This window comes from Microcoleus sp. AT8-B5, from assembly GCF_036705565.1.
GTDB lineage: Bacteria > Cyanobacteriota > Cyanobacteriia > Cyanobacteriales > Microcoleaceae > Microcoleus.
Window position 1 is genome coordinate 1 of record NZ_JAUBUY010000093.1, and the last position, 10,140, is coordinate 10,140.

The window sequence follows — 10,140 nt, forward strand, 5'->3', positions numbered from 1 at the left end:
TTCGCCTCCTGTCAAACTGTATTGGTTGCCAGAATATCCGGGTATTTGATACTGAAATTTTCCTGCATCTACGGTTAATTTAGCGACTAACTTTTGCGCTGCATCGGCGGGGGCGTTATTGTAGCCGAAATGGACAATGGGTCTGGGGTCTGCTCTGAGAGAATCGTAGGTTAGAGTTAAGCTGCGGGTTTCTCCCATTGACTGATAGGGTACGAGGTCGTGTGTTTCTATTACTGCCCCGGAGTGCATTTCTACGGAAGAGGTTAAGCCGCCTTTTGCTTTGCATTCGTTAATTCAACTATTAAGTAAAAAAGTTAAATTCTAGTCAAAGGAAGGGTCTGTATACCATTTTTTCACATTCTCGTACCATTCACTCGCCTGCTTGTATTCCTCAACTATCTCAACCGGAGTATTGTCATCTAATTTCCAAGGACAAAAATCACTAGACTTATGTTCGCAACTAACATGATAGCCTCGCGGTAAAGTCTTCCAGTAGGTAGCTTGAAATGGTTCAAGGACATTCCACTTTTCGGTTCCTGGGATATGTTCGTGTATTAAAATCAAACTATCCACAGCCAGCAATTGCTCTATAATTTCGCGCTCAGTACCTATAATTCCCTCTTCATAGGGGAAGATGTTCAGAAAATTCGCAATAAGAAACTTATTCCAGGCAGGATGAGCCATTGCTTCCCATTTAGCACCTCCTTGAGGAGTTAAATAGTATGATGCTTTAAGTCTCCCGTCTAAGTGGTCTTGAATTCCAGCCATTGTTAAAACAACATCAGGAGTCCCCTCTGCATCATATTCATCAGCAAACACTATTGCTTTAATATCTCCTTTTTGAAACAAGGAATCGGCTGCAAGTGCTGTTTCAGCATGAGATAAGTGTTCTGAGTATGCAACGCTTTCTAACCCGTAATAGTTTATTACAACAGATTTTAGCAGCAAGTATTCAACCTTTGAATTCGGAGTTTCTGCCAATGCTGCGTAAGAGATTGGTGCTATATCTTCAAAGAGACTTGATGGGTTTGTATCTAATTCTGGCTCTGTATACCAATGCGAAATTTCTGAGTACCACTGCTTCGCTTGTCGATCTTTCTCAATCCATTCTTTGGGTGTATTTGAGTCGATACACAATTCAAAATATCGATGCTGGTAAGTAACTTTGTAAGCTTTGGGTAAAGTTTTCCAGTACGTTGCTTTCCAAAATCCTATATCCTCCCAAAAACAAGTTTCTGAAATAAGAATTTGGTTTTCTAAATATTCACAATAATTTATAATTTCTTGCATAATCTGCTGAGAACAACAGATTATTTCTGAACGAAATAATCCAGTTATTTCATCACGCTGATAACCCAGACACCATTTATGATAATAATTCCAATTAGCACCAGTTAAGCCTTCCCACCTTGCTCCTCCCTGAGAAGTTAAGTAGTAAAAAGCGTTGAGTTTTCCATTTAGGCTTGCCCAAATCTGAGATATTGTTAGGGCTACACCTCTAATATTTTCTCCATTTTCATTAGAAAATGCTGCTAATATATCGCCACTTTGAAATAACCGATTGGCTGCTGATACCACTTCAGCATGGGAGAGTCGCCAATCAGATGCGACATTTATGAAAATTTCTGTCTCTGTTAAAGCAGACAAGATCATTAAATACTCTACTCTGTTTATAGTCATTTGCTTGTTAATTACACAGCATCTATATCAAGCGTAAAAGGTTATGTTCCAGTCAAGTAATTGATTTAGAGATCAGAATTGTGAATTTTCCGGCTATTTGCATTTTTTATATTCAAAATGGAAAATCTTACTCTTTTCTTTGGTCCTGTGACAGTATCTTCACAACATTCACATCTTCCGAGTGAGCCAGCGCTAGATGACGACCACTCTTGGTCTTTTCGGACGTTATCGTTAGCACTTATCTCTACATTGTAGTGACGCGCACCACCGTCTTTTGTAGGCTTTGGATAAGGACAAGGTAACTTATCATCGGCTTTATATGGTAAAGCTCCTATAGGAGGAAGCAAACTCTGCAACCACCATAGTCTTTCTCTATTTGGCTGTCTGTCATTTGCTAATTCGCGCCTTGTTTTTTGTAAATTATTCGCTGCATCTTCAAGGCTGTTATATCTAAAACCAATTAGGATACCCTGTTCTCCCCCTGTTCCTCTAAATATTGTCTCACACTTGACATATTTCTTGAGTTCGGGGTCATCTGCACAAGTTTTACAATCAGGATTCGGAAGAGGTGGCGAAGCTGGAGAGGTTGACGGCGCAGTGGATGGCTGTGAACGAGTTGGTCGATTAAGCAGTGGAGTAGGCTGAGTTTGTCCCTGAGGTTGAATCAACCCTCTCCGCAGTCTCTCCTGAAACAGTCGATCGTCCTGACCAGCAGGAAGAGGATTCAGCAACCCACCACCACCAGGAGGTGCAAGCAATATACCCAAACCAGGCACACGCTGGAGAAGACCACCCAAAGGCGGTAGAGGCAAAGCCGGTGCAGGCAAAGGTATCGCTACAGGAACCTGTTCTCCCGACGGATCAGTATAATTAGTAGGACTATTCCCCACATACCGATAAAGATTAGCATCTCCACCCCCAAATCCAATAGTATCCTCACTAATAAACCTCCCCACCTGCGGGTCATAATACCTCGAATTGTAATAATTCCCCGTCTCAGAATCCAACTCCCGCCCCGTAAAACCAAACCGGAAACCCACACTCGAATTAGTTTGAGCAGTAACTTTCCCAAAACAATTATAACCAATCCGATTCTGATTAAGTTAACCAGTAATCTACTTCAAAGTTTTCATCTTCTTCCTCGTCCTCTATTTCCCCTTCTTCTAGTTCTTCATCTGTGAATCTAGAGTCGATAGGATATAAAAAAAAAGTTGTACTCTTATAACGAGGGTCATCTTTCTCAAAATCTAGTAGTCCTCCTAGTAGTAATTCGGGAAATTCTTTCTGGGCTCGATCGCCAATACAGATATCGCGGACAAACTCAAAGAAGTCTCGACCTAAATAACAAGTAAAGTTACTATCGCATTTAATACCATAAATGTCATAGCTTGAATCTTGTTCGTTGTAAGTTCTTAAGTCAAAAACAAAAGCAACCAGACCGCCACCACCGCCAAATAGATAAGCGTTATCCAGTAATTCCTTAACTTCACTTGACCACAATGAGCTATCCTTACAAGATTCAAGAAGAGCCTCATTTTCGTCTAAGTCTCCTTCTATATTATCAATATCGGGATAATTAATAAAAAAATTACCTAAACCAAATCCTCCTGCTCCCAATACTTGACAAAATTCTCGATATCCTTGAGGAAGGATAAAACCCGCTTGCGATTCAAAGTCCTTGAGCTGGGCTTCAGTTAAAGTTGGCAAACATCCCTTTGGCCAAACCAATCCTTGTTGGGATACAAAATCTTCCAGTTCAGCTTCATTTAAAGTTGATACCGGATCGGGGTATTGTAAATAATTAGGTCCACAAAAACATTCTAGATTCAAATCTAGTTGGGAAAGAAGCGATCGCCATTTAGTCAGGTCATCATTAGCCATAATATTTCTAGATTTCTTAAGGTTTGAGTCAAAATCTAAGCCGATTAACCGTCATTTCAAATGTAGACAGTGTGGTGGCAGATAAAAGTGTAAGTTTGTATTAAAGTAACTACATTGTCTTACCTAATTCTTGTGCGAAAATAGGCTTGATTTCGTCGGCGATTAGTTACAGCTCTTATTTTATTAGAAAAGGTTTCAGTAATTGATGTTCCATCTGAAAATCGAGCACTGGCATTAACTTGAGTAGGTCGTAAAGGATATTCACTCTCTCTTACACTTTTATTTTTATGCACAAGACTGACTTGATAATCAAGACTGGGTTTAGGTCCGGGGGGGCATTTTTCATGTTCAGACTGAAGAGTATCAAGCTTTTCAACTAACGCTTTTCCAAAATTGTTAAATTCTCCACGATTTATAGAACGATTTTGAGAGAAAAAGTTGTATTTTTTATCGTGAGAACCACCGAGAATGCGAGGAACAATATGTCCGCTATCTTCGTTCCCATATATACCTCCCCAAGGTGGTACATTACTCTCAATACCCGGACTTTTACTATATTCTATCCTGGCATTAGTAAGATCATTGACTACTGTAACATTGTTGAGAATTCGGCCTGAGTTCAGAGAAATTCTCGGGTCAGTATCAACATCTCTAAATTGTCTGGCAAGAGCATCTATTCTAGCTCTTCTGTCAGCTCCAGAGCTTGGAGGAGATAAATCGGGAAGAGCTGTAACCTGACTTAGAAGAAAGACAATTTGGTGCGGGAGAAGTACAGTACCTAAACGTGGTACTGAAATGCCAGCAGTACCGTAAACCGACACCTGCATAATATCACCATTCATACTAGGATTAGTCAACTGAATATTGCGTACTTGACTGACTACTTTTCCGTAAAGCCCAGAAGGATCGACTAAGTTGGTAGGATTGTTGTAAACGTATCTGTAAAGATTGGCATCTCCGCCACTCAACTTAATTGGATCTTCACTGATAAATCGACCCGGTGTTGGGTCATAATATCTCTCCCGATTGTAGTACAATCCAGTCTCAGAATCCAACTCCCGCCCCGTAAAACCAAAGCGGAAACCCACACTCGGATTAGTTTGAGCAGTAACCTTCCCAAAACTATCATAACCAATCCGATTCTGAATCGCCCCATTAGAATCAACCAAATCCCGCACCGTTCCCAGATTATCAGTTAACGGCCACAACACGCTACCGCCAGCACTTTCATCAGCCAAAATCTGGTCAGTTTCCACCCCGTGTAAATAGCGGTGTGTTTGATTTCCACTTCCATCAAAAGTCAAAGCAATATGCTGTCCGTCGTAAACCAAACGCTCAACTTGAGGCGCTGCACTACCAGCACCATCCGCATCAACTTCCTTAACAATGCGGCGATTCAAACCATCATAACTATACTGAGCCGACTTAATCACAGAACCGCTACCATTTTTACCCACAACCTGACTCAAACGGTTCCGATAATCCCAACTGTACTCAGTCACCTCACCCGTAACAATATCAGTCCGCTTCGTGAGATTCCCCTCACCATCGTAGTCGTAATTGTAAACACCATCAGACTGCAACTGATTGTTACTTCCAGTTTGATATCCAGAATTAGTTCGACTCCCATTATCATCGTAACTGTAACTCTCATCACTCTGAGAACTATAATCTGCACCAGTCAACTGGTCTCGCTTGTCATAACTGTAATTGGTACTACCCGATGGCGAAGTAAATCCAGTCACTCGATTGGCAAAATCGTAAGTCCAAGCATAATTAGCTAACGTCACATTCCCCTTACCGTGACTCAACCGAGTTAAACGACCCGCAGTGTCATAAACATACTCGCTTGAGGCCACCAAACCCGTCCCATTCAAATCGCTGTAACGAGTAACATCCTTAGTTTTACCCGCAGCATCATAACTCATATCCACCCGCTTGGAACTTACCCCATTCCCACTTTGAGTAATCCGAGTTACTCGGTTCCCATCATCATAAGTAAAAGACTTCGTTCCCCGCAATTGACCGTTAATTGTATCCGTCACAGAAATCGGACGATTAACCTGATTGTATGCGTACTTCAACAACACATTTGGCACGTTCGGAGTTCCCGCATTGTCAACAGTTTCCAAATTCCCAGCCAAATCGTAAGTCAAAGCATAAGTTGCATCGGGGTCGCTAATAGTTTTAAGTTGACCTGCTGCATCGTAGCTTGAAGTAATCGTCCGAATAGAAGTGTTAGCTGAATTCAGCCACTGTTCCTCTTTTGGGCGGTTGAGTTTGTCGTAAACAAACTTGCGAGTGCGGTTGTTGCCGTCTTTGACAGTTATCAAATTACTTGCGGCATGGTAAGTGTAGCTGCGAGTGCGGTTGAGAGGAAGATTGGTTTCAATTTTCAGGCGATTTAATTCATCGTAAGCGTAAGTGGTTTTGTTATTTGCCGGGTCGGTAAGTGAAGTGATGTTGCCAACCGGATCGTAGGCTGTAGTTGTGACTTTGTTGAGGGCTTCAGTGACAGTTGTTTGACGGTTTAAAGCATCCGTAACTTATGGCAATCGCTCTCTCATGCTGTTGATTTTACTTCATAATTTTAGCGACCACCTTCACATTCTCTCTAGTAGTCTAGTCTCCTCCAACAATAACTTTTCAGCGACTTGAGAACCATACACATGGGTTAACAACGTGGGCAACCATTTATTTCGAGTGATATCCGGGGGGCTCACATCACAATCTACCAGAAGTAATCGCAAACGCTCAAAAAAACCATACACCTGATTGTCTAAATCCGGGATAGCTCCTCGAATCTCTTCGATAAACTCTAGCGCTCCACCCAGCAATCCAAAACGTTCATGTGATTTCATCAGCCCCCACTTCCCTCGATCTGAATAGATAACGCTGTCTAAAGTATAAGGATTCATACCCAACCTCGGTCCAATTAGCCTATCTTCTTCTGTTCCAGCATAGCCCTCAAGAAACTCTGATAATGGGATATAACAGTGACAGAGATTATCACTTGGGTATCCTGTAGGTAGTAGTGAAATATAGCAGCCAGTATCACCTAAATCTACTGCTGCCCTAATCAGTGCTTCAATTAGTAGAAGGTCATTTTCATCTTCACAAGGATAGATAATTGTACGTCCTATCACCTCTGATGAGAAAGGTTCGCTAAAGGGATTGTCGTTCACAAAAATTTTCCGAAGGAAAGGCTCTGCTTTTAAGTGAAATTCATCTTCAGTGAGAGCGTGCATATGAGTAGTTTTGTGTTTCAAAGTATCAAATCCCACAAAGTTTATTTTATTGCTGCCTTTGTCGCAACCACCCACCTATCCCATCGCCCACCTTTTGTATTAGCTCAGGTATAATTGGAAATTGAAACGGAGCTGGAGCTGGGGCTAGAGCTGGGGCTGGAGCTGGGGCTGGACGAGCTGGTCTAATTGGATTAGGGAAATTCTCTGGGGCGAATTGGGGTTCTTGAGCTGGTCTCAGAGCTGGGCGTTGACACGGCTGTAAATTACTGTTGTTATCATCATCCCTGTAGCGAAACTTGATCTCACGAACAACTTCATGACCGGGCGTATTATGCGTTAGCCTCCAAAAATCCGCTGTCAAATCTATGGTTGGCACATGTGGCTCACTGGAAGATGAAGGTCGCAGAGTACCTTGACCTCTACCTCTCTCTAAATCATTATCCCTTAGCTGTCCGTATATAGACCACATTGCACCACCTACTGTGCCATCAAAAGCTGCGGGTCCTGCACCATTGCGGCGAGTTTCAGGGATTGTTATCAGATAAAACCAGTTAGTTGCTCTTATCAAAGCTTGGTCGTAGCTTTCTGCTGGCGGAAATCCTGTGTATACTTGTCGATTTGTACTACCTCGTTGAGATAATTCTAGCAAAACTTGCAGTCCAAAAGAAGTCGTTCCCGAAGGATCAATTCTATTAATAGGGCTGTTCCCCACATACCGATAAAGATTAGCATCCCCACCACTAAACCCAATAGAATCCTCTCCAATAAACCGTCCTATTCCCGGATTGTAATACCGACTCCGATAATAATACAACCCAGTTTCAGCATCCAACTCCCGCCCCGTAAACCCATACCGACTTCCCAAGGCAGGATTGCTTTGAGCCACCACCCCACCAAACGCATCATACCCCACATGATTCACAACACTCCCGCTATTATTCACCCAATCTTTTACCGTCCCCAACTGGTCGCTCAAAGCCCACAAAACTGTTCCCTGAGCATTCTCTTGCGCTAAAAGTTGGTCAACACCACTCCCATAAAAATACCGCTTGTCCAAAACAGGCTGACTCGTCCCTGAAGCTGTAAAATCAAACAGTACATTATCCCTGTCATACACAAACCGAGTTTCTGCATTCCCCACTTTCTTGCTAATTCTCCGATTCTGAGAATCGTACTTAAACCCTACATTTTGCACTGCATTCCCCGCAGCATCCTTATCAACAACCCCCGCCAACCGATTCCGATAATCCCACTGATACTCCGTCACCTTATTGGTCGCAATCTCAGTCCGACTTATCAAATTACCTTCATCATCGTAAGTATAATTATACTTACCATCAGAATTCAACCGATTGTTGGTTCCCGCCTGATATCCCGAACTATTCCGATTGCCATTGGCATCGTAACCGAAACTTTCATCCGGCTTGTTGCTGTTAGAATGGTCGGCAACTGTTAGCTGATTGTTCTTGTCGTAGGTGTAGTTAGTAAACCCATCTGCATCAGTAATCTTGGTAATCCGATTCCCATTATCGTAATCCAAATCGTGAGAAACTCCGCTACCGTGACTGAGAACATCCAAACGATTCTTAGCATCGTATGTGTAAGTAGTTCCTCTCACCAACTGACTGCCGTTCAAATCGGAATAACGGTTAACTGATTGGATCTGACCGATATTATCGTAACCGAAATCTACCCGTTTTGACGCCACGCCGTTACCGCTTTGAGTGATGCGGCTGACTCGGTTTAAATTGTCATAGGTGTAAGCAGTCGTACCTTTAGCTGCACCGTTAATTGTATCGCTGACAGACAGCAGGTTGTCTTCACTATCGTAGGTGTAATTCAACAACACATTCGAGACTCCAGGAGTTCCTGTATTGTCAATTCCAATTTGCCGTCCTTTCAAATCATAACTAAACTTGTAAGTGGAATCGGGGTCGGTTACAGATGTTAGTTGATCTGCGGCATCGTAAGTAGAGGTAATGCTGCGAATGGGAGTGCCAGTATTGTCGAGCCAATTTTCTGCCGTCTCCCGATTTAGGGCATCGTAAGTAAAGGAACGGACGCGGTTGTTGCGGTCAGTAATTTTGGTGCGGTTGTTGGCTTTGTCGTATTCAAAAGTCCGGGTTTTGTTGAGTTGGTTGGTTTCTGTTTTTAACCGATTTTTAGGATCGTAAGTGAATGTTGTTTTGTTTTGCAATGGGTCGGTTATCGATAAGATATTGCCGACTTTATTGTATTCTGTGATGGTAGCCCCCGATGGAGTTAAAGCATCAATGACGCGGGTTTGACGGTTTCTAGCATCGTAAACAAATTGAGTCTTGTTATTGTTCCCATCAATTTCAGCAGTAACGTTGCCAGCTTTATCGTACTCAGTTTTGCTCGTACTGGCAACAGCAGTCGTTGCCCCTTCAGTAACATCGGTTCTTCTTCCCAAGTCGTCGTACTTGTATTCAATGCGGCTGTTATTCGCATCAACTTGAGCCACCATTTGATTCGCAGCATCATACTCAAAACGAGTAACTTTTTCACTAGGATCGACCTCTCGAATTAACCGGCCGCGAGCATCATAAACCTTGTTAGTCCGATTCCCCTTAGCATCAAAGCTCGCCGTCTGATTGTTATCCGAATCGTACCGCATCTTTTCCTTAGAACCATCAGGATTAACCGTCTCAACCAAGCGATTCCGACTGTCATACCGATACTCAGTCTTCCTTCCCAACGGATCAAGCATTAATACCTGATTCCCATTCTTATCATACTCGTAACTCGTCACGGGCGATGTCAGCGGCCCGCTGCCATCCGGGTCAGGAGCCGTCACTTTAACGAGCTGATTCATGATATTATAATCAGACTCAGTACGGTTGCCATTCTCATCAATTGTTGCCGTCTGATTTCCCGCACCATCATACTCAAACTCCTGCACCGCTTCATCAGGAGTCCCCTTAGCAAACATCGTCTTCTTCAACTGATTCATCGCATCATATTCGTACTCAGTGCGGATGCCATTTTCATCAATTACTGCCTTTTGATTGCCCGCAGCATCGTACTCAAACTGCTGTACCGCTTCATCAGGAGTTCCCTTAGCAACAGTAATCTTAACCAACTGGTCTTTATCGTTATAATCGTAATCTGTTACCCGTCCGTTCGGGTCAGTTTCAGTGTCGATGAGATTCTTGTTTGTGTAGGTATAGCTAGTAACAACATCATCGCTGTCGCCAACAGCGCCTACTACGTTTGTCACTTTTATTCTGTTACCAGTAAGCGGGTCAATTTCGTAAAGAGTTTGGCGGCCTAATTCATCAGTTTCGCTGGTTACTTGATTGAAAACAGG

At 42.8% G+C, this 10,140-nt stretch carries 7 protein-coding genes; all 7 read right to left on the reverse strand.

Annotated elements, in window-relative coordinates; translation table 11 throughout:
• The coding region (locus QUB39_RS29865; RefSeq protein ID WP_333212778.1) for a hypothetical protein at positions 1 to 249 on the reverse strand (249 nt) is incomplete at its 3' end.
• Positions 250 to 321: 72 nt separating this feature from the next.
• Complete coding sequence (locus QUB39_RS29870) at positions 322 to 1,680, reverse strand: hypothetical protein (RefSeq protein ID WP_333058089.1); 1,359 nt, start codon at positions 1,678 to 1,680, stop codon at positions 322 to 324.
• A gap of 65 nt (positions 1,681 to 1,745) precedes the next feature.
• Positions 1,746 to 2,768, reverse strand: a complete 1,023-nt coding sequence (locus QUB39_RS29875; protein WP_333058093.1) for an RHS repeat-associated core domain-containing protein — start codon at positions 2,766 to 2,768, stop codon at positions 1,746 to 1,748.
• A gap of 10 nt (positions 2,769 to 2,778) precedes the next feature.
• Complete coding sequence (locus QUB39_RS29880) at positions 2,779 to 3,561, reverse strand: SMI1/KNR4 family protein (RefSeq protein WP_333058090.1); 783 nt, start codon at positions 3,559 to 3,561, stop codon at positions 2,779 to 2,781.
• A 119-nt stretch (positions 3,562 to 3,680) separates the two neighbouring features.
• The gene (locus QUB39_RS29885; protein WP_333212776.1) at positions 3,681 to 5,894 is read right to left on the reverse strand and encodes an RHS repeat-associated core domain-containing protein; all 2,214 of its coding nucleotides are present in this window, start codon (positions 5,892 to 5,894) and stop codon (positions 3,681 to 3,683) included.
• Positions 5,895 to 6,164: 270 nt separating this feature from the next.
• Complete coding sequence (locus tag QUB39_RS29890) at positions 6,165 to 6,845, reverse strand: hypothetical protein (RefSeq protein WP_333212774.1); 681 nt, start codon at positions 6,843 to 6,845, stop codon at positions 6,165 to 6,167.
• Between the two features lie 10 nt (positions 6,846 to 6,855).
• On the reverse strand, positions 6,856 to 10,140 hold a 3,285-nt coding region (locus QUB39_RS29895), incomplete at its 5' end, for an RHS repeat-associated core domain-containing protein (protein ID WP_333212772.1).

What these genes read in the sequence shown, in the direction of transcription:
- QUB39_RS29870 (WP_333058089.1), bottom strand. Translation starts at nt 1,680, where the DNA reads ATGACTATAAACAGAGTAGAGTATTTAATGATCTTGTCTGCTTTAACA.
- QUB39_RS29880 (WP_333058090.1), bottom strand. Translation starts at nt 3,561, where the DNA reads ATGGCTAATGATGACCTGACTAAATGGCGATCGCTTCTTTCCCAACTA.